This is a genomic window from Aquirhabdus parva, from assembly GCF_003351745.1.
Taxonomy (GTDB): domain Bacteria; phylum Pseudomonadota; class Gammaproteobacteria; order Pseudomonadales; family Moraxellaceae; genus Aquirhabdus; species Aquirhabdus parva.
On record NZ_CP031222.1, the window covers coordinates 401,813 to 423,561 of the forward strand.

General features: G+C 50.1%; 12 protein-coding genes. All 12 read left to right on the top strand.

Going from position 1 to position 21,749, the window contains the following annotated elements; genetic code table 11:
• The first annotated feature begins 280 nt into the window (after window positions 1-280).
• From HYN46_RS01850 to HYN46_RS01905, 12 genes are read left to right on the top strand one after another with little or no spacing between them, the layout of a single operon-like run.
• Window positions 281-7,390, top strand: a complete 7,110-nt coding sequence (locus HYN46_RS01850) for a type I polyketide synthase (protein ID WP_114897850.1) — start codon at window positions 281-283, stop codon at window positions 7,388-7,390.
• Between the two features lie 3 nt (window positions 7,391-7,393).
• Window positions 7,394-11,821: a type I polyketide synthase gene (locus HYN46_RS01855; protein WP_114897851.1), complete on the top strand. Its 4,428-nt coding sequence runs from the start codon at window positions 7,394-7,396 to the stop codon at window positions 11,819-11,821.
• Window positions 11,822-11,858: 37 nt separating this feature from the next.
• Window positions 11,859-12,143, top strand: coding sequence for an acyl carrier protein (locus HYN46_RS01860; RefSeq protein WP_114897852.1), 285 nt, complete (start codon window positions 11,859-11,861; stop codon window positions 12,141-12,143).
• A 5-nt stretch (window positions 12,144-12,148) separates the two neighbouring features.
• Window positions 12,149-13,324, top strand: coding sequence for a glycosyltransferase (locus tag HYN46_RS01865; protein WP_114897853.1), 1,176 nt, complete (start codon window positions 12,149-12,151; stop codon window positions 13,322-13,324).
• Between the two features lie 3 nt (window positions 13,325-13,327).
• Window positions 13,328-14,122: an alpha/beta fold hydrolase gene (locus tag HYN46_RS01870; RefSeq protein ID WP_114897854.1), complete on the top strand. Its 795-nt coding sequence runs from the start codon at window positions 13,328-13,330 to the stop codon at window positions 14,120-14,122.
• Window positions 14,122-14,985 (top strand): class I SAM-dependent methyltransferase, encoded by an 864-nt coding sequence (locus tag HYN46_RS01875; RefSeq protein ID WP_114897855.1) that lies wholly within the window; start codon window positions 14,122-14,124, stop codon window positions 14,983-14,985. The genes HYN46_RS01870 and HYN46_RS01875 overlap by 1 nt, the downstream gene beginning before the upstream one ends.
• Window positions 14,982-16,202, top strand: coding sequence for a hypothetical protein (locus tag HYN46_RS01880; protein WP_114897856.1), 1,221 nt, complete (start codon window positions 14,982-14,984; stop codon window positions 16,200-16,202). Before HYN46_RS01875 ends, HYN46_RS01880 begins: the two co-directional genes overlap by 4 nt.
• Complete coding sequence (locus tag HYN46_RS01885; protein WP_114897857.1) at window positions 16,199-17,419, top strand: efflux RND transporter periplasmic adaptor subunit; 1,221 nt, start codon at window positions 16,199-16,201, stop codon at window positions 17,417-17,419. Before HYN46_RS01880 ends, HYN46_RS01885 begins: the two co-directional genes overlap by 4 nt.
• On the top strand, window positions 17,419-18,108 hold the full coding sequence (locus HYN46_RS01890) for an ABC transporter ATP-binding protein (RefSeq protein WP_114897858.1): 690 nt from the start codon (window positions 17,419-17,421) through the stop codon (window positions 18,106-18,108). The genes HYN46_RS01885 and HYN46_RS01890 overlap by 1 nt, the downstream gene beginning before the upstream one ends.
• Window position 18,109: 1 nt before the next feature.
• Window positions 18,110-19,276 carry an ABC transporter permease gene (locus HYN46_RS01895; protein ID WP_114897859.1) on the top strand — a complete coding sequence of 389 codons (1,167 nt, stop codon included), beginning with the start codon at window positions 18,110-18,112 and terminating at the stop codon, window positions 19,274-19,276.
• Between the two features lie 10 nt (window positions 19,277-19,286).
• A complete protein-coding gene (locus tag HYN46_RS01900) occupies window positions 19,287-20,459 on the top strand; it encodes an ABC transporter permease (RefSeq protein ID WP_114897860.1) in 1,173 nt (390 codons plus the stop codon).
• Window positions 20,440-21,690, top strand: coding sequence for a hypothetical protein (locus tag HYN46_RS01905; RefSeq protein WP_114897861.1), 1,251 nt, complete (start codon window positions 20,440-20,442; stop codon window positions 21,688-21,690). The genes HYN46_RS01900 and HYN46_RS01905 overlap by 20 nt, the downstream gene beginning before the upstream one ends.
• Window positions 21,691-21,749 lie beyond the last annotated feature (59 nt).

Here is a 21,749-nt window from a genome sequence, read left to right on the forward strand (position 1 = left end):
TCAGATTAATCCAGTATGCAAAGAGAATGTTTCGGATTATGCGACCTGCTTCACCGTTTAATGATTTTTTACATAAACACACATAAAGTTTTGTCATGGTTCGACATTTTTACACTAAGTTCAGTCGAGTATTTTTTTAGTATAGTGTTGTCGATAGTATAGTATTTAATAAGAAGTACATCTTTTTAAGAAATTATATCTTTGAATTTTAGCCATGATAAATGGATTTGTGACCAGTTTCTCACGTTAGGTCGAATTGAGTTTTTAAGGGTAGGATCGTATGCAGCGGATGTCTAAAGATTTGTCTAAAGAACGGCTCCCACTTCCTGAATTTGTGCCTTCGGCTGCGCGTCTGTTGGCGATTACACCTTTTGAAATTCCTGATCTTCCTTTGGCACGTATTCTGTGTAAGCATGATGTTGCATCCGCAATTGATATTGGCCGCGATGCCACCCTATGGCCTGATTTATTGCATAAGGTTACACAGGAACATTTAGCCGGCCTAGGCTTACGGATACCCGATGGTGTGGTTGTAGATGGTCTGGAGTTGCCTAAGTCGGTGCAGTTCTTAATTGTCGCTGAGCAGGTGGATTTGCCTTCCTCATGGCTGGCTGTGCCCCGATTGGCGCAAGTTTGTTCCGTTGAGGCGGCTCAAGATGCGGTGGAGAACGGCGCACTTGGCTTGATTGCAAAAGGTCAAGAAAGCGGTGGTTTAAGTGGCGCTGAAAGTAGCTTTGTCTTATTGCAACGTTTGGTGGAGTGGGTCGGAAACCGTGAGATTCCGGTTTGGTGTCAAGGCGGTATAGGACTTCATACCGCAGCCGCCGCATTTGCTGGGGGCGCGACAGGCATCGTACTTGATGCTGTGCTTGCCCCTTTTGCGGAGAGTTCTCTGGGCCCTGAACTCAAGAAGCGCATTCTTGATCTGGATGGTAGTGAGGTGCGCTGCCTGTCAGGTTATCAAGTGTTGACCAAAAAACACCTACAGTCTTCGGTGCTTGATCATCTGACTGTTGAAGATGTTCGTGCAGGATTGCTGGAAACAGGAGAGGATCAACTGCTGGCAATTGGTCAGGATGCGGCGCTTGCCCGAGCGGTATCTGCGAAGTGTTCTTCCATTGAAGTTCTGATTAATACCTTGCGAACACGGATTGCTGGTCAGTTGCATCAGGCACAAAGTTTAAGTGTGTTTGCAGAAGGCAATGCTTGGGCAACGTCTCATGGCACACGTTATCCCATTGCACAAGGCCCGATGACCCGAGTCAGTGATACGGCTGCTTTTTCAGCGGCTGTAGCGGATGCTGGAGGTTTGCCCTTTACTGCACTTTCCTTGATGAACGAAGCTTCATCTCGCGACTTGCTGGAAGCGACACGTCAGCAAGTTGGTGATCAGCCGTGGGGTGTGGGGGTGTTGGGTTTTGCAGATCGAGCGATTCTTGATCCGCAGCTCGCATTGATCCGTGAATTTAAGCCCAGTGTTTTACTGTTGGCTGGTGGTCGTCCATCACAAGCCCGTCCGTTTATAGAGATGGGTATCGCGACTTATCTCCATGTCCCTTCACCAGGATTACTTGACCTCTTTTTGAAAGAAGGGGCGACACACTTTGTTTTTGAAGGCCGCGAGTGTGGTGGTCATGTTGGGCCACGCTATAGCTTTGTGCTGTGGGAGCAAGTGCTTCATTACTTGACTGAATATGAACATCCAGAACGCTTGCATATTTTGTTTGCGGGCGGAATTCATGATGCCAGATCCAGTGCCATGGTGGCTGCTATTGCGGCGCCACTGGCTGCACGCGGTGCAAAGGTCGGCATATTGATGGGTACTGCGTATATCGCAACAGCTGAGGCGGTGAGTGCTGGTGCGGTATTGGCTGATTTTCAAAGTCGAGCGCTGGCGGGTTCGACGACTGCTTTGGTTGAGACTGCTCCGGGGCATGCGATTCGCTGTATCCCTTCGGGTTTCATGACTTTGTTTGCCAACGAAAAGTCTCGTTTACAACAACAAGGGGTGGATCAGAAACAGGCTTGGAAACAGCTTGAAGATTTGACCGTAGGTCGTTTGCGTATTGCGACCAAAGGCGTTGATCGGGTTAATGGCCAGCTTGTTGCAGTATCCAGCCAAATTCAGTCCGATGAAGGCATGTATATGATCGGCCAAGTCATTGCCATGAAAAGTGCAGTGACCACGATTGCCGAACTCCATCAAGAAGTGACGACAGGTGCTGTCGCATATTTAAATGCGTTGACCCCACCTGAACTGATTCCTGCGCATCAGGCTGAACCGATTGCGATTGTCGGCATGGCTTGTCTATATCCGGGCTCTCCAGATTTGGAAAGTTACTGGGAGAATATTCTTTCTGAGCGTGATCTGGTTACTGAAGTTCCAGAAGAACGCTGGTCGGTCTCTCAGTATTATCGCGGTGCCAATGCACCTGCCGATAAGAGTGTGAGCAAGTGGGGGGGCTTCATTCCCGATACCCCTTTTGATCCCCTTAAATTTGGCATTCCGCCTGCGTCTTTAGCGGCGATTGAGCCTGTGCAACTGCTGTCATTGGAAGTTGCTGGTCAAGCGCTACGGGATGCAGGGTATGAACAGCGCTGGTTCGACCGTGAAAAAACGTCAGTAATTTTTGGGGCTGAGGCCGGGATGGACCTCAGTAGCCAATACACGTTTCGTAATTTATGGCAGCAATACGGCGGTGATATCCCGCCAGAGCTTGCCAATACACTGCCTAAGCTAACCGAAGATTCTTTCCCTGGCATGTTGGTTAATGTCATTTCAGGGCGTATAGCCAATCGTTTGGGATTGGGCGGTGTCAACTATGCGGTGACATCGGCATGTGCCAGTTCTCTTACGGCAATTGAACTTGCGGTTAAGGAGCTACGTGCACATACCAGTGAGATGGTGCTTGCTGGTGGTGCTGATTTTCATAATGGTATCAATGATTATTTGATGTTCTCTTCCGTAGGAGCACTATCCGCCAAAGGCCGTTGTCGTTCTTTTGATAATGAAGCCGATGGTATTGCTTTAGGCGAGGGTGTTGGTGTGGTGGTACTAAAGCGTTTGGCCGATGCCAAACGTGATGGCGACCGGATCTATGCTGTGATTGATGGAATTGCCGGATCTAGTGATGGCAAGGGCTTAGGTCTGACAGCACCACGCAAAGAAGGTCAGAAACGATCCCTTGAGCGAGCTTACTGGCAGGCAGGTATCTTGCCAGCTGATATAGGCTTGGTCGAAGCGCATGGTACGGGCACAGTCGTTGGGGATCGCACCGAGCTTCAGACCTTGACTGAAGTTTACTCTGCGGGCGGGGCACTTGCAGGTCAGGCGGGTCTTGGTTCGGTGAAAAGCCAGATCGGCCATACCAAGTGTGCTGCGGGTGTGGCGGGCTTGATTAAGATTGCCAAAGCACTACATCACCGTGTATTGCCTGGGACCCAATCTATTACGAGTCCGAATGACTGGTATCAACCGAGCAGCAGTCCATTTAATTTAAATTCGCAGGCTCGTCCTTGGCTTGCACCTAGTCACACGGCTGCACGTGCTGCAGTAAGCGCATTTGGTTTTGGCGGTGCGAATTTTCATGCAGTGTTGTCTGCATGGCCTGCCCATCAGAGTGTCTATGGGGCGCTGAGATTTCCTGCTGAGTTATTTGCAGTACGCGGTCATAGTCTGGCGGATGCGACAAACACGCTGGGTCGTCTCAGTACGTTGATCACGGCCTCAAGTTCAGCGCTTTACTTGCGTGACCTAGCCGTGACACTTTGGGAGGCGGGTTCAGGTCCTGTGCAATTGGCTTTTGTTGCGGGAAGCTTAGAGCAACTGCAGAGCAAGATCAGCGGTGCATTGACACAAAGCCGTGATCAAGGGATTAGCTATCGCGATGCAAATGCTGCCAATGGCAAATTGGCCTACTTGTTTTCAGGGCAAGGCAGTCAATATCCGGGCATGCTGCGTGAACTGTTTGTCTATTTTCCTGAGTTACAGGATATTTTGGCAGTAGGTGCTGAGCATGTGCCGATCCTCTATCCAAATACAGCTTATGATGATGCGACGCATGCCGAGCAGCAGCGAAAGCTGACGGATACCCGTCAAGCACAGCCCGCATTGGGTCTGGTTGAGTATGCGGCTTTCCGCTGGTTGTCAAACTTCGGTTTGAAACCTGATATGGCTGCAGGGCATAGCTATGGGGAGCTGGCTGCGCTAGCAACTGCTGGTGCATTTGATGTAGAGACGCTGATCAAGCTATCGCAGGCTCGTGCAAATGCCATGGTATCCGTCGAGTGTAACGATCCCGGTAAGATGGCGGCTGTTAGTTTGGATGCCACGGCACTTGAACACCTTTTGACAGATTTTTCCACAGTGGTCTTGGCCAATCAAAATAGCCCGACTCAGACGGTTATCTCTGGCCCAAGTCCAGATGTTTTGTCTGCGATGGCGCATCTGAAGGCACACGGTGTAGCTTGTAGGCAGATCGAAACGGCCTGTGCGTTTCATTCACCGCAGATGATTGGTGCTAGCCAACGTTATGCGGATGTACTCGAAAACTATGAAATTGGGGAGCTGCAATGGCCGGTTTATTCCAACCTGACTGCGGCGCCTTATGACTCTGCCGCCGTCAATATCCGCACCACGTTAAGTGCGCATATTAGTCATCCGGTTCGTTTTGTCGCTGAAATTGAGCGCATGTATGCTGATGGCGCTCGGGTTTTTCTTGAAATTGGTCCAAGAACGGTATTGACGCGTCTGGTGGGTCGTATTTTGAAAGATAAACCCCATACGACTATAGCTATTGATCATGACCATAAAGGACTAAAAGGACTGTTTGAGTCACTTGCGCAACTGGCAACGCTATTGCCTGATTTTGATGCCAGTGCACTTTACAAGGGGCGTGCGACGGTTATTGACTTGGATCAGCCGCAGGTTTTGTCTGCTTCGACGTGGATGGTCAACGGTGGACGTGCATGGCCGCTCAAAGGCAAAGCGCCTGCACATGCTGGCGTAGTGACACTGAATCCTGTGATTCAAGTTGCAGCGGGTTCTGTAGTGCAGCATGCCGTTGCACAAGTCAGCAGCACACCCAATGCAGATGAACAAGCGATCGTTAGCTATCTCAACAATATGCGTGACATGGTCCATGCGCAGCGCGATGTGTTATTGGGTTTCTTTGGTGCGCCGACTACGGTTAGAGCCCCAGCACCGAGTCCTACATTAGCTGTGCCTGTGTTACCTACAGTGACTGCTCCAATAGAAGTTGTTGCACCTTCCTCAGCCATGCCGTCTAGCCAAGATCATCGCAGTATTTTGCTGGCTTTAGTCAGTGATCGCACCGGATATCCCAGCGAAATGCTGGATCTGGATTTGGATCTTGAGGCGGACCTGTCGATCGACTCCATCAAGCGTCTGGAAATTATTGGTGAGTTGTCTCAGAAGTTGTCGCTGAGGAGTGCGTTAGGTACAGGTGCGGATGCACTGCTTGAGCAACTCGCAACACAAAAAACATTACGCGCAGTCCTCGACTGGCTCAAACAGCATTTACCAGATGCTCAAGTGCCTACTGATAGAGCGACAGAGACAACTGCGGCACCTGCCGTGAAAACCCCACAACCTGTTGCCGAGATATTATTGGCGATCGTAAGCGACTGTACGGGTTATCCGGTTGAAGCATTGGATCTGGACCTTGATCTTGAAGCGGACTTGTCGATTGATTCGATCAAACGTCTGGAGATTGTGGGTCAGTTGCTTAATCAACTGAATGCAGCAGGTGGCGCTGATCGGGACGCCATGTTGGATCATTTGGCGGCCTGCAAAACGCTCAAAGCAATGTTGGACTGGTTACAAGACTCTCACCAGTCGACCAATCAACCGACGACAAATGCCTTAGTTAAGGAAAATGCTGCGGATGCGATTCCCTTTGAACGCTATATCTTGCGTAGTCAAACTATCGAACCTCAGAAGTCTGCAACCTTAAACTTGTCAGGTTTACGTTTTTTGATGACCAACGATGGGTTGGGGATTGCGACATTACTGGTACCGCGCCTTGAGCAGTTGGGAGCACGTGTTCAACTGGTCGATTTTACGAATGGCGTGGAGTTGATCCCGGAACTGACTGAGATTGATGGATTGATCCATCTGTGGAGCATCAATCCACAGAGTCAGATTGATGATATCAAACGTTTCTTTACCGCAACCCGCACCGCACTCTTGCATAAGATGCGTCATCTGTTGGTGTTGACGGGTCTGGGTGGTGATTTTAGTGCGACCAGCCCAGACTATGTACGTGGTGGTGGCATGGCAGGGATGATCAAGTCCTTGTCTCGGGAGTTCACTGAACTCCGTGCCCATTGGGTAGATGTGGACACCCATGAAGCGCCTGATATCTTGGCGGGTTATATTGAGTCTGAACTTCATTCAGCCGATGCATTACCTGAAGTGGCTTGGCGTCAGGGACATCGTCGGCAGTTGAATATTCTACATTCTGAACTAGACCCTGCCAGTATCGCGAATTTGCCACTGAATCGAGAGAGCGTTGTACTGCTGACGGGTGGGGCACGAGGTATTACTGCACTGGTGGCGGTTGAACTGGCTCGGCGTTATCAGTGTCATGTCGAGTTGGTAGGGCGTTCTGCACCACCTCAGGATGTGGAGTCCGAGGCAACGCGCGGGATCAGCGATCAGCGTTTACTGCGCCAGGCTTTGTTGGCCGAAGACAAGACCCGTAAGCCTGCCGAGGTCGAAAGACTGGCGCGTCGCCTTTTGGCAGATCGTGATTTTCGGGCTACGCTTGCAGCCGTTCGTGCTGCGGGCAGTACAGTGAATTACACGGCACTGGATGTCCGTGATGATCAGATTTTTAGTGATTTTATTACCAGTATTTACCATCAGCGTGGCCGTATTGACGGTGTGATTCATGGGGCCGGCGTGGTTGAGGATAAACTGGTTCGTGACAAGAGCGATGAAAGTTTTTCCCGTGTTTTTGATACCAAAGTAAAAGGCGCAGTGATTTTAAGCCAGCATATTCGTAAAGATGTCGGGTTTGTGGTGTTTTTCTCAAGCGTCGCCAGTGCCTTTGGCAACCGTGGGCAAGTGGACTATGCAACTGCGAATGATGTACTCGACAAATTGGCGCATCATTGGCAGTCGCAAATTGATGGTCGGGTATTGTCGGTGAATTGGGGGCCTTGGGCGGATACCGGCATGGTCTCTGAGTCGCTCAAAAACGAATATGCACGTAAAGGCATCGGCTTAATTCCTCAACAGCAAGGTGTGGCCGCACTCCTTGCAGAGCTGGGTAGCCAGTCCATTGAAACGCAGATTGTACTGATGTCTGGTCGACCAGAAAGCTTTGCAGGTGAGACGCGTAAAGCCAAATTGGTTGAGATCTAGTGTATGGCTAGAATCGCAATTGTAGGGATGGCTTGCTTGTTTCCCGGTGCATCCAATATGCGCCAATTCTGGGAAAATATCTGCAATGGCGTGGATGCGATCAGTGATGTGCCAAACGCACGTTGGGATGCCAGCTATTTCGATCCGAACTCGAAGGCGGTTGATCGTTTCTACTGTCGCCGTGGTGGTTTTGTGGATGACTATGCGGATTTTGATCCGTTGCAATTTGGCATTATGCCTAATATTGCCGAGGTTGTTGAACCGGATCAACTGCTTACCCTCAAAGTTGGCTATCAGGCTTTGCAAGATGCAGGCTACAGTGATCGTGATTTTGCCCGTGCGAGGACGGGTGTTATTGTCGGGCGTGGTAATTATGTCAGTGCTGGGGTACTGCGGTTAGAGCAGCATGTGAGGATGTTGCCGCAGATTATCCAGACACTGCGTGACTTATTTCCGGATATGACCGAAGAGGCGTTGGCGGAGGCACGTACGCGCTTGCAAGCGGAGCTGTCCTATTATGGCCCTGATATGGCCTCGGGCCTGATTCCGAATTTGATAGCCTCGCGTCTGGCCAATCGTCTGGATTTGCACGGTCCTGCTTATACGGTTGATGCCGCGTGCGCCAGTTCCTTACTGGCTGTTGAGCAGGCTTGTGCCATGCTATCACGGGGTGATGTCGACATGATGTTGGTTGGCGGCGCTCATCTGACGCATGATTTGACCTTCTGGGCGACATTTTGTCAGTTGGGGGCATTGTCTCGGCGTGGCATTATCAGTCCACTATCGGCAGAGGCCGATGGCATTCTGGCTGGCGAAGGCGTGGGCATGGCTGTGCTGAAACGTTTAGAGGATGCAGTGACGGATGGGGATCGGATCTATGCAGTGATCGAAGGGGTAGGTTCCTCCAGTGATGGCCGTAGTAGCAGTCTGGTTGCACCTTCGGCCAAAGGTCAGGGCATTGCGCTAGAGCGTGCTTGGCAGAATTTGCCTTTTACACGAGATGATATTGGCTTGGTTGAAGCGCATGGAACCGGAACTCCGACAGGGGATGAGATCGAGCTTGAAACCATGGCGGACTTCTTTGGTCCGCATGTCGGCAGTGGAGAGCGTCCCGTCATTGGCTCTGTAAAGTCGATGATCGGCCACACCATGCCCGCTTCAGGGATGGCGGGTTTAATCAAGACGGCGCTATCGATTCATCATGGTGTACTACCACCGACTTTGCACTGTGCGGAACCTCATCCTCGACTCGCTACAACGCGATTTCGTGTTACGGCAAAAAGTGAACCGTGGTTGCAACCGCGTGAACAGCGGATTGCTGCACTGAATGCGTTTGGGTTTGGCGGTATCAATGCCCATCTGGTGCTGCGTGGGCTGCCTAGTGACCCTGCAAGTAATTCGGTGGCGGCCTTACCTGATGTATTGATGCTCGCCGCAGAAAATCCTGAAATGTTGCTTGCTCATTTGGATGCCCTGATCGCAGGTCATAGTGTGCCTGAAGGTTCTGGGGATTGTCGCTTAGTGGTGATTGCTCCTGATGCCAAGCGTTTAGTGACTGCACGAAAAGTCGTGGCGACAGGCAAGCCACATTCCGGACGACAACAGATTTGGTTTACCCCGCGCGGGTTACTCACGGCGGGCGGTAAGTTGGCTTTTGTCTTTCCGGGAGTGGATAGTGCATTCTCCCCTCAGGCAACCGATCTCGCTGGTTTCTTTAATCGACCATTACCGGCATGGTGTCAGACGCTTGACCCGAGCCAAGACCTGCTGAAAGTCGTCCTTGGCCTTCTCGGATTTAATCGCTTTTTATTTGAAATCTTGACGGAATTGGGCATTCAACCACAGGGCTTCGCTGGGCATAGCGTGGGAGAATGGAGTGCCATGCTGACCTCAGGGATGATGGATCAGGCTTTATCAGATCGGACCAATGCCGGTCTTGATTTTGATGCCATGCGGTTTCCCGATGTCCAGTTCCTTGCCGCTGCCTGTGATCAAGCGACTTTAAGCGCAGCTCTGATCGATCTATCTGACATCGCAATCTCTCATGATAACTGTCCACATCAGGTCATTGCCTGCGGACAGCGCAGTGCAATTGCGGTGACGGCCGAGCGGTTACGCAGTCAGAGTATCTTTGTCCAAATCTTACCCATTGTTTCAGGGTTTCATTCTCCATTATTTGCCGATCATATGGATTGGTATCGGGATTTCTTTGGGGCTGCAGAGTTGCGCGAACCCGCACTTCCAGTGTGGTCTGCGACCAGTACCAAGCCTTTTCCCAAGGATATGGATGCGAAGCGTCAGTTGGCGTTGGATCATTTACTCGAACCTGTGCGTTTTCGCGAATTAACAGAAGCGCTCTATGACGATGGCTTTCGCGTTTTTGTGCAAGTGGGTACTGGTTCACTCCCCGGTTTTATTGATGATACGTTGACGGGTCGTCCACACCATGCACTACATGCTAATCACGAAGCGCGTAGTGGCCTAGCACAGTTGCAGATGCTGAGTGCTGCGCTATGGGTTGAGGGTGCCGAACTGGATTTAAGTCTGTTGCAATCGACACAAACACAGCCGCCGCAAGTGGCAATGGATTCGCCACTGAGTGCAACATCCCGACGTTTAACGCTGGGCGTTCCATTGCTGCGTGTTCATGATCCTCTCCCTCGTCAATCTCGTTCAGATGTTGGGCGATCGTTTGCAGCACCTCGCTTATCTGATTCGATCGTATTGCCCAATGATCCTGTCGGTCGTTTGATGCGTGATACCTTGGCGGATATCGAGCAGGCTGGACGTGACGTACTGGCGCTTTGGCAGCAACACCGGGCGGGTCATGTCCCACCTGCATCGTTACCAGCGTGCTTATCGACCACACCAACGGCTTTAGATCTCGATACTCGAGTTACCCGTCTTTTGGATTTAGAAACCACCATTCCTTGGGTGAAGGATCATGCGCTTTATCCGCAGCGACCCAACTGGCCCATCATGGCCGATTGTCATCCAGTCGTGCCATTGACCATGGAGGTGATGCTGGTGCGGGAGGCTGTCGAACAGGCGATTGCAAATCTGCGTCCTGCTTGGAAGGTGATCGAAGTACGCAGCATTCAAGCCTATAACTGGTTGGTAGTCACAAAACCTGTGACGGTTGAAATCACCCTGCAGTCCGTAGCCGAAGACACGATCGCTGTGGAAATCGTCGGTTATTTTAAAGCGCAAGTTGTTGTGGCGGCAGAGTGGCCGGTTGCGCAAGTTCAAAAATTGGCACCATTGCAACAGCCTCGTAAGACGGCGGTGAGTGCACAAGAGCTCTATAGTCAAGGTTGGATGTTCCATGGTCCAACTTATCAAGGGGTGGAGCAGTTTAAACAGATTGGGATCAATGGTATTGATGGTGTGCTACGTGTGCCCAATGGCAGTGGGTCCTTACTGGATAATATGGGGCAGCTAGCGGGTTATTGGGTGATGGAACAGCCGGATAATTGCTTGGCGATGCCGATCGGTGTGGATTGCATTCGTTTTCACGCCACTGATCCCATACCCGGTGATCTGACCATGGCAGAGGTGCGTGTTCGCGAAGTCGATACCCTTAATTGTGTCAGTGACCTTCTACTGCGTAACGCACAGGATCAGGTGTGTATCAGTATCGACGGCTGGCGCACACGCCGTTATCAGATGGATAAAGTATTCTGGGAAGCATCGCGATTATTGTCGAAATATACCGTCTCAAAGCGCGTGCCGCCGAACGTAATGCTCTTTGATGATCGTTATGACACCGCCATATTGCGTGAATACATAAGTCGGCGTTATCTGACTGAAAAAGAACGCCACCTCTATGAGAACTTGGCACCCCGCAAGCGTCGGCAGTGGCTCAGTGGTCGAGTTGCAGCCAAGGATGCTGTACTGACGTGGGTTCGTGAACGAGGCGCAAGCTTAGTCTATCCGCAAGAAATCGTGATTGTGAATGATGAGCAGGGGGCGCCACATGTCCATGCAAATGTCACGAAGAGCGTGCATGATCATGGGAATGATCATTTATATATTTCGATTTCGCACAAAGATCATCTCGCGGCAGCGATTGTCGGTATTGAACCGGTTGGCATAGATATTGAACGCGTAGAACTACGGGATGCAGATTTTATTGCTATGGTTTTTAGTCGAGAAGAGCAAGCACTCTTAATGCAGGCATCGGAATTACCGGAAGTCTCCTATACCCGTGGTTGGGTGGCCAAAGAGGTCGTGGCTAAGGCCGCTGGGACTGGACTCGGCGGCCATTTACGCGACTATATCGTCACGGCACGTGATGGAGACTGTCTGCTCATTAATGATCGCTGGGTTGTCACGCATCACCTGCATGATCATGTCTTGGGTTGGAGTTTAGATAGTCAATTGTCTTTTTCTCAAGAAGAGTCTGAATCAACCACACACGAATTTCTTTAATAACATTATTAATAATAGGGAAGTCTAAGAGGTGACTATGAGTGATAACCAAACAGTTTTAGCCGTTGTGATTGAGAAGATTCGTACATCCATTAACGAAGACTGGATCATGGACTATGAGATTGATGCCACGACGCGTTTTAATGATGATCTTGAAATTGAAAGCATTGAATTTGTCAAAATTGCCAATGCCATCCAGCAACATTACGGTACGCATCTGAATATTGCCGATTGGCTAGCGGGAAAAAGTATTCATGAATTGATTGGATTAAGTGTGGGTGAACTGACTGATTATGTGAGCGCGGCATTAGCGAAGGGATAAAACGTATGGCACGAATTCTATTTACGGCGCCACCACTGGTTGGGCATCTTAATCCAGCTCTTGCCCTTGCGGCGGTCCTTGAACGGCATGGACATGAGATTGCTTGGGCAGTACATGCAGAGCGAGTGGGTTCTCGACTGCCTGAGGGTGCACGGGTCTTTTCGCTGGATGCGGGTGATGCGGTTAATGGCATTGAAGTTCCTGCGGTCCGTGGCATAGAAAGCGTGCGTTTATTCTTTGAGGATTATTCGATTCCGCTCGCCGAGCAAAGCTTACCATTGCTTGAAGATGCGGTCCGCAGCTTCAAACCCGATGTGATGGTGGTTGACCATCAGATGCCTGCAGGGGCGTTAGTCGCACGCAAATTTCAGTTGCCGTGGGTGTCTCTCGTGACCACAACCGCATCCATCCTCAAGCTCTCACCCATGCTTGATGCGTGGGTCGCTGAACAATATATGGGGTTACAAAAACGCTATTTGCCACCTCAGCTAATCACAGAACGACCAGATTTCTCACCTTACCGCGTCATTGTGTTTTCGATCGAAGCACTGCTCGGTCAGGAGCACGCTCGGGTTGAAGCTCCTTATGCCTTTGTGGGCCCAACACTGGGTGGCGGACGTCGGCATGTTGATTTCCCTTGGGATTGGTTCAAAGACGATACAAAGAAATTATATGTGAGTCTAGGGACGGTCAGTCGAGATCGGGACACGCGTTTTTTCGAGGTGATCATGGAGGCATTGACGGGTCTGGATCATATCCAAGCCGTTATGGTGGCGCCTGCCGTTCTGAAAGACAAAGCGCCACCTAATGTCTTGATTTCTGATTTTGTACCGCAATGGGAACTGCTACAAAAGGTGGATGCAGTGATTTCTCATGCCGGTCATAACACGGTGTGTGAAACGTTGTCTCATGACCTGCCACTCATTGTGGCTCCAATCCGTGACGATCAACCCGTTATCGCTCGGCAAGTGATTGATGCCGGTGCTGGAATTTTTATGCGGCATGGCAAGGTGACTGCCAATACGGCACGTAACACCATCCTTGAGCTGTTTGCCAATTCGCAGCTTGGTGTCGAGTCTGCTCGTTTAGGAGCCGCTTTAAGAGCTGCACCAGGTGTAGAAGGTGCCGCAGAGATTGTGGAAAGTTTACTGCAGCCTCAGCAATTACAAGTAGGTGGCTAAGGGATGCGGACAGTTATTCATCATGATGTTGAGCTGTCTACTTTAAGCTTAGGGCCAGAGGATGGTGAGCCCGTCGTCCTGCTGCATGGCTTGGTTTCGGGCAATATGGCGACGTGGTATACCTCCATCGCTATTCCACTTGCGACTTCAAGTCGTGTGGTGCTTTATGATTTACGTGGACATGGCAACAGTAGTCTGCCACCGCAAGGTTTTGATCTGGATAGTCAGGTTCAGGATTTGCTTGCTGTATTGAATCATTGTTTGGCTGGACGTCAACCTGTTGATCTTGTTGGTCATAGTATGGGAGCTCTGATCGCACTGCGCTTTGCACTACGTTTCCCACACCTCGTTCGTCGGTTGGTGCTGGTCGACGCACCTATGCCAGCGAAGCAATGGGTTGCACCTAGTTTGGTGGCTGCAGAATCAAGTTCTGTGTTGGCACAGTGGATTAATGAACAGCCTTACTTGGTCAACGACGTGCGTGGTCGAAGACGGGAACGGATCCATAAACGCCTAGAGTCGCTGTTGTTTGGAACGAGTATCGTTGCCGATGTCTTGGCGATGGATGTTGAACGTGATGAGGACCTTCGGGACTATACCCAACCCGTTCTTCTTATTTATGGCCGTGCATCACCGTGTCTTGCGGCAGGGCATCATTTGCATGAGACTCTACCCAATGCCGAATTGCGCTTGTTGGACTGCGGTCATTATGTGCCTGTGGAGGCACCCGATACACTACGGCAAATCCTTGAACAGTATTTAAATAAAAAAACGCAACGCATCACGGAATCCGAATAATGGACACGAATAAGGACAATGTCGCGGTATCGGCACTTTATACGGCAGGCACATGGCAATGGGCAGGCTTGCCGGGTTCTGATGCGGTGACACCCGCGGACTCTGAACGCGTTTTTAGTTTTGTAAATCGCTATATGGTGTTTTATACCTTTTTAAATCCCAAAACGTTTTCTCTACGTCATCAGCTTTTGCATCGTCACACAGCGATAGATTACTTGCGTGAGCAGTCGGGCTGTACTCGTACAGTGGAGGTTGCTTGCGGCTTTTCACCGCGCGGGGCCAGTGTGAGTGCAGACCCCGCACAGGAATATATTGAAATCGATTTGCCCGATATGATCACTTTCAAAGAAAGGCAACTCCAGAAAAGTGCTGAAGGCCGACAAGTTTTGGCCCGTGATAACTTCAAACTGCGTCCAGATAATATTCTGACGCTGGACTTTGTCGCAAATTTTGCTGATCGACGTACGGCGGTAATTACCGAAGGCCTGATGATGTATTTTACCCGTGAGCAGCAACTGCCGATATGGCAGTCGATTGCACGATTAGTCAATACGACAGATGGGGTCTATCTCTTTGACTATATTCCCTTAAGTGAGGAACCCGCTCGGAGCTGGTTAGGCGCTATTCTGCATTTTTTTCGAGTGAAACTGTTTGGTAAGGGTGATTTTGCTTACGATCAACGTAATCGCGAAGATGTTGCTCAAGATTTGCGTGCCAGTGGTTTTGGTCAGGTTGAGTCGTTTATTACGGGGGAGGTTGCAAGTCTCTGGAATTTGCCACAGGCGAATGTGCCAAGCCGGACGATTATCTATCGTTGCAGTGCAAGTTCAATGGCGCAAATAGCGACTGAGGAGCCAATATGAGTCAACCTCGCTATGTCCGCCGTCTATCTGCATTGGAACGTTACTCTTTAGTGCTGGATAGGGTCTATCGCTACCATGTCGATGCTATCCTTGAAGGTCGGGGTCATGTGGACACTGCTCAGTTACAACGTGCAGTAGATCAAGCCGCAGCCGCCAATCCCGCGATTCGCGTTCGCTTGCGTGGCTTTCTCGCTTATACCAAATGGGTTGATAGTGGTATTTCACCGCAGGTGCGTGAGATGCCTTTATCGGACTGGGACGGGAATAGTGAGCGGGGAGCGGCGTTTCTTAAAGAGCGTTTTGATGTGATGCGCGGTGGGGCTGTAGTTGACGTGTTGGTTGTGCCGTGTCGTGATGGGTATACGCGGATTGTTTTTCGAGCACTGCATGCTGCTTTTGACGGTCGTGGTTGTCTGCATTGGGTTAATGAGATCTGTCGTGCGATGCGTGGCGATGCGCTGCATGGCTCAGATTCATCCCTGACTGATCTGGATATACAAGCGCAGTATGAAAACCAAATAGAGCCTGAGCCTCCTCAGCCTCCCTCCAATTGTATTCCTGTTATACCGCCTGCTGTTGATCATACACAACAGCCCCTTGCATATATTTGGCGTCGTACAGTGATTGATAATAATGTCTCGCAAATGCTGACACGGACAGCGGTTTTTTTGGCAGAGTGGGCCCGTAAACGTGAAGAGGGAGATGTCGGTTTTACTATTCCAATCGATTATCGCGGCCTCCGTACGAATGAAATGAGTATCGGCAATTTGACCGGCTATGTGCGGCTGACCGTGCCACCCAATGCAACGTCACGTCAATTGATGCAGCAGCTCATTGGCAAGATCCGTGCAAAAGCAGATTGTCGACAGTTTCCTGGGATTCGTAAACTGCTCTGGATGCCCGTTTGGCTCATGCTAAGGCAACTGATGCCGAAGGTAGATGCCATTTTACATACGGTCACGCCAGCATTGCCCAGTGGTGGCATTGTGTCCATGGGCAATTTTGTGCCGCAAGATTATTCTTTTGAGGGCTTCGATGCGCACATGCTCTACGGTATTCCGGGGGCAGTCGGTAAGCTCAATGTTGTTTTTATCAATTACCCGAATTACACCGTAGTCAGTATAGCTGCGCCAGCAACCTATAACGATCATGGTCAGCTTGATGAACTCATTACGGCCTTTCAACAGCATTTTTCGAATACAGGAATTACACCTTGAGTGACATTGATATCAATAAGTTAAGGGTGGACCGTCAGCAGACTTCATCCCCAACCGTGACGAAGAAACGCCGTGTCAAAGTGTGGCATATCCTTGTGCTACTCTTCGTTGCAGCTTTGGCTTATTTTCATTTCTTTCCTTCGGCAGTGCTGGTACAGACCACGCAGGTGGTCAGTGCTTGGCCATCTCAGCAGTATGTCCTACTTGATTCTACGGGCTATGTGGTTGCACGACGCAAGGCGGCTGTGGCTTCGAAGGGAACCGGACGTGTGGAATGGCTTGGTGTGAGCGAAGGTCAGCATGTCAAACAGGGCACGGTGATTGCTCGTCTTGAAAACCATGATGTTGCATCAGCCTATAAAGCGGCAGTCGCAAACAGTGATGGCGCAGCCGCAGGGGTGCTCTCCGCACAAACGGTACTCAGCGATGCCAATGACAATTTACACCGCGTCTCTTTTCTTTATAACAAAGGCTTGGTCGCGCAGATTACGATGCATGAGGCACTCTCACGCGTGACACGCGCAAAACAATCGGTTGCAGGTGCGCAAGCCACTTTGGCTGCGGCAAGAGCGAATCAGGACAATGCGCAGAGCGCGCTGGACTATACCGAAATCCGCGCACCTTTTGATGGTGTCGTTATTGCGCGCTCTGCCAATGTCGGGGACATTGTCACACCACTCTCATCCGCTGCTGATGCAAAGGGTGCTGTTGCAGTGATGGCGGATATGAGCACTTTAGAAGTGAATGCCGATGTGTCTGAATCCTCACTGGGGAGTATCAGTGTCGGGCAGCCCTGTGAAATCGCTTTAGATGCATTCCCTGATCGCCGTTTCCGCGGTGAGGTGAGCGCAGTGGTTCCTGCGGTCAATCGTGCTAGTGCCACGGTGACTACCAAGGTGCGGATTATTGATATCGATTCCAAAATACTGCCAGACATGAGTGCTCGCGTGAGTTTCTTGTCCAAGCAAGTCCCCGTAGATCAAAACAAGCCCGTGCTTGCCGTGAGCCCGCAGGCAATCGTCAAGCGTCATGATCATGATGTGGTTTATACCCTGTCGGCCAAGAACACGGCTCAGGAGATTCCTGTGACGGTGGGCGCACAGTTGAGTGGTGTGCGCGCTATTCAAGGCAATCTTAAGGTGGGAGAGGTCCTTGTTTTAGAGCCAGCCAAGAAAATCGTTGATGGCACGTTATTAAAACTGCCGGAGACACATTGATGCCTACGCTGATTAGCATTAGTAATCTGGTCAAGACGTATCAACGGGCTAATCAGCTGGTTCCTGTGCTATTGAATATTAATCTTGAAATTGCTGAGGGAGATTATGTCTCGCTGATGGGGCCATCAGGATCAGGCAAAAGCACGCTGCTGAATTTGATCGCGGGTATTGATAAACCAACCAGCGGCTCGCTACTGATCGGCAATGTGGATATTGCCGCTTTACCAGAAAGTGAACTTGCGACCTGGCGTGCAGGCAATGTCGGTTTTATTTTTCAGTTTTATAACTTAATGCCAGTCTTGAATGCATTTGAAAATGTTGAGTTACCACTCTTGTTGACGGGACTGAATAAGTCTCAGCGCCGTGAGCATGTAGAGACCGCATTGTCCATGGTGGGGTTGAGTGATCGGATGGACCATTATCCCAATGAGCTTTCTGGAGGGCAGCAGCAACGGGTGGCGATTGCGCGTGCATTGATCACAGACCCTACGCTCATTGTTGCGGATGAACCGACAGGCGATCTGGATCGACAGTCGGCGGATGATGTTCTGAGTCTTTTGGATCGCTTAAATTCTGAGTTAGGGAAAACCATTGTCATGGTGACGCATGATCCGAAATCAGCTGCACGAGCCAAACGCCTCATTCACCTTGAAAAAGGTGTTTTAATCTCAGCAACAGAAGATCACTGAGATGAAGGCCGCCTATATTTTTCGTCTCGCCAGTAGGAATATGTGGCGGAGTCGTCTGCGCTCGGTACTGACTATTGCCGGAATTGCGGTTGCAATCATTTCTTTTGGTTTGCTACGTACTGTGGTGGACTCTTGGTATGCGGGCGCTGAGCTAGGCGCTTCGGGTCGTCTGATCACGCGCAACGCGGCTTCTCTGGCTTTTCCACTGCCACTCAGTTATGGCGAACGAATTCGTCGTCTTCAAGGTATCAATGCCGTTACGTGGGCGAACTGGTTTGGCGGGATATATATTGACGAAAAACATTTCTTTCCTCAGTTTGCCGTTGATCCTGAAAGTTATTTTAAGGTCTATCCTGAATATGTGATTGACCCCACTGAACTTGCGGCATTTCAGCATGATCGCCGGGGTGTGGTAGTCGGTAGTAAAACGGCCAATAAATATGGCTGGAAAGTGGGGGATCAAGTACCTCTTCGAGGTACGATTTATCCAGGGACATGGAGTTTCACCATTCGTGGCATCTATCACGGGCGTGATGATAAGGTGGATACCAGTCAGTTCCTTATGCATTGGGCGTATGTCAATGAAAACATCAAGGCATTGGTCCCTTCACTTGCCGATCGTGTCGGCATCTTTGTGATTGATAGTAGCAATCCTGCCAATGCCGCGATTACATCAGCAAGCATTGATAGCTTATTTCGTAATTCTTTATCAGAAACTCGCACCGAAACGCAAAAAGCTTTTCAACTGGGATTTATTTCGATGGTCGATACCATATTACTTGCGATTCAAACTGTCGCTTATGTGGTTGTCCTGATCATCATGGCTGTGATGGCAAACACCATGGCGATGGCCGCACGTGAGCGTACTCGAGAATATGCGACTCTAAAAGCCTTGGGCTTTAGTCACGCCTTTGTCTACAGTCTGATTATTGGTGAGTCGGTCACGATGGCACTCCTCGGTGGTGGTCTTGGGATTGCACTGACTTTTCCTTTATCGAAGGCATTTTTCTCAGCCACGCGTGATTTGTTTTTGGTTTTTGAGGTCATGCCGATGACGATTATCTTGCAAGTGATCGCCTCCTTACTCATTGGCGTCATGGCTTCACTGGCTCCAGCCATCAACAGTTCTCGGGTGAGAATTGTGGATGGCCTGCGTGCTGTGACTTAAGGGGGGACATATGAAACGTGGATTATCTTTTTCATATGTAGCCCGTAATCTCGTGGTACGTAAACTCACTACTATTTTGACCGCGAGTGGTATGGCGCTGGTGGTCTTTGTATTTGCAGCAGTATTGATGACCTCTGCAGGTTTGCGTCAAACCCTCTCTGGAACGGGTTCCTATGACAATGTCATGATTATACGACAGGGCTCTCAAACTGAAGTACAGAGTACGATCAGTCGTGAGCAGGCCAATATTCTCTCGTCATTACCGGGTTTATCCAGTGACGGCGTGGGGAATCCTATTTTGTCACCTGAAGTGTTGGTACTGGTGAACATGCCACGTAAAGATGGCGGGGGCTTGGCGAATATTGTGGTGCGGGGCACGAGTGAAAATGGCTTGCATATGCGGCCCCAAATTCATATTCAATCTGGAAGACAGTTTAGACCGGGCTCTTCAGAGGTCATTATTGGTAAAGGCTTAACCCGTGGAAAGTTAGGGTTACGTTTAGGCGATACGATGAGCTTTGGTTTACGTGAGTGGCGGATCGTCGGGGTCTTCGATGCAGGAGCAAGTGGCTTTGACTCTGAGGTGTGGGGAGATGGTGAGCAAATGATGCAAGCTTTCCGTCGTCAGAGTTACTCTTCGGTGGTCGTGAATCTCCGGGATCGCGTCAGTTACGATGTCTTTGCCGAAGCCGTGAAACAACAGCCTCGTTTGAATGTGGATATCCGCCGTGAGTCTCTGTTTTACGCCGATCAGTCTGAGAAGATGACCAATTTTATCGATATTCTGGGTAATACCATCACGGTTATTTTTTCGGTGGGGGCGGTGATTGGGGCGATGATTACCATGTATTCCAGTGTGGCAAATCGCACTCGAGAAATCGGTACTCTGAGGGCTTTAGGATTTCAAAGAAGCAATATTGTCTCGGCATTTTTACAAGAAGCGATGTTACTGGGTTTTATTGCGGGTGTTTTTGGATTAATCGGTGCGTCATTTATGCAGTTCGTTGAAATCTCAACGACCAATATTCAGACTTTTTCTGAGGTGGTCTTCAAACTGATTTTGACGCCTGCTATTGTATTGCAAGTCATGTTGTTCTCTTTATTCATGGGTGTATTAGGTGGCGTTTTGCCTGCGATACGGGCTTCACGTCTGGAGATCGTCGATGCCCTTAGAACAGGTTGATGCGTTATCACGTTTGCCCTCCTTAAAGCCCGTGGTAGAAATCAATCGGCGTGTTTCAACGCCGGAGTACTATCATGCCAGCGTGGGCGCAAGCCCAAAGACGCTTGAAGGCCCTCGCAAGGTCATCTTTGCGTTAGCCGGCGTTACTGATGGTTCACTGCAAGCAGAAGATTGGCAACGCGCCATTGATCAGATCACTGCGGTGAATCCTGGACTGCGATTGCGCTGGAATGGCAGTCTGGGATTCTCACGTTGGACCAGCGATGGTTTACCACCCCGATTGCGGATGATTGATGAATGCACTTGGGATTTAAACTCAAGTGCGGGTGCGGAGTTCATTACCGAGACGCCTTTATCTCTGCGTGAGGGCCCAACTGTCGAATTCATTATCGCTAATCAAGGCCATGGTCGTTTATTGGTTATTTTACGTACGCTCCATGCTATCGTAGATGGTATGGGTAGCTTTCATGTGCTCTATGAGTTGTTCCGTGCTTTGCGCGGAGAGCCATTGCTCGGCAGTAATGCTTCCTTTAGTGATGTCGATTTGATGCTCGCCGTACAAGCCCCGAAGAGTGAGTCCATGCATCGGCCGACATGTTGGCTTACAGGAGAGCCTGAAGGCGATACGCAGGGCGACGATTGGTGGCGGATTAAGTTGGGTCCTGTGCGCAAGCAACTGTTAGCTCATTTGGCCGTGACACTGGCCGAGTTTGCACATCAGCGTAGCGACTTGCCAGTGATGGTGGCGATCCCTGTTGATCTACGTCGTCATGCACCAGGTTTAATCTCGACAACCAATTTTAGCAGCATGGTGTTGGTGCGATTGGAAAAGGGCGATGGAATCGGTGTCTTTAAAGAGCGGCTACAGGCTTTACTCGATGCCAAGCGTGATGCCGCTTTTGCACCGATTTTAAATCTGACCCGTTGGTTACCACTACGTTGGTTTGATCAATTGCTGGGACGTACGGAGAAGAATTATTTGACAAGGAAGCCTTTAGAGACATTTTTGATCTCTAATTTGGGGCGGTTGGATGTAGAAGGCATGAGTGCACCGGGTTTCACCGTGGATGATATGGTGGCGCTTCCACAGCCAGGTACACCCTTCGTTGTTTTATGTACGATAGATGGCGAGGTGGAAATCATTCTCGGGCTGCCTCGTATTTTATCGAATCATGGTCGTGTAGAAGCGTTGACAGCTTTTTTACAGCAGCGGATGGCAGACAACGCATAACAATAGATGGTATCAAGTCAGGTAGTTATTTGAGCCAGCGAAAATAGGAGATCGGGTCA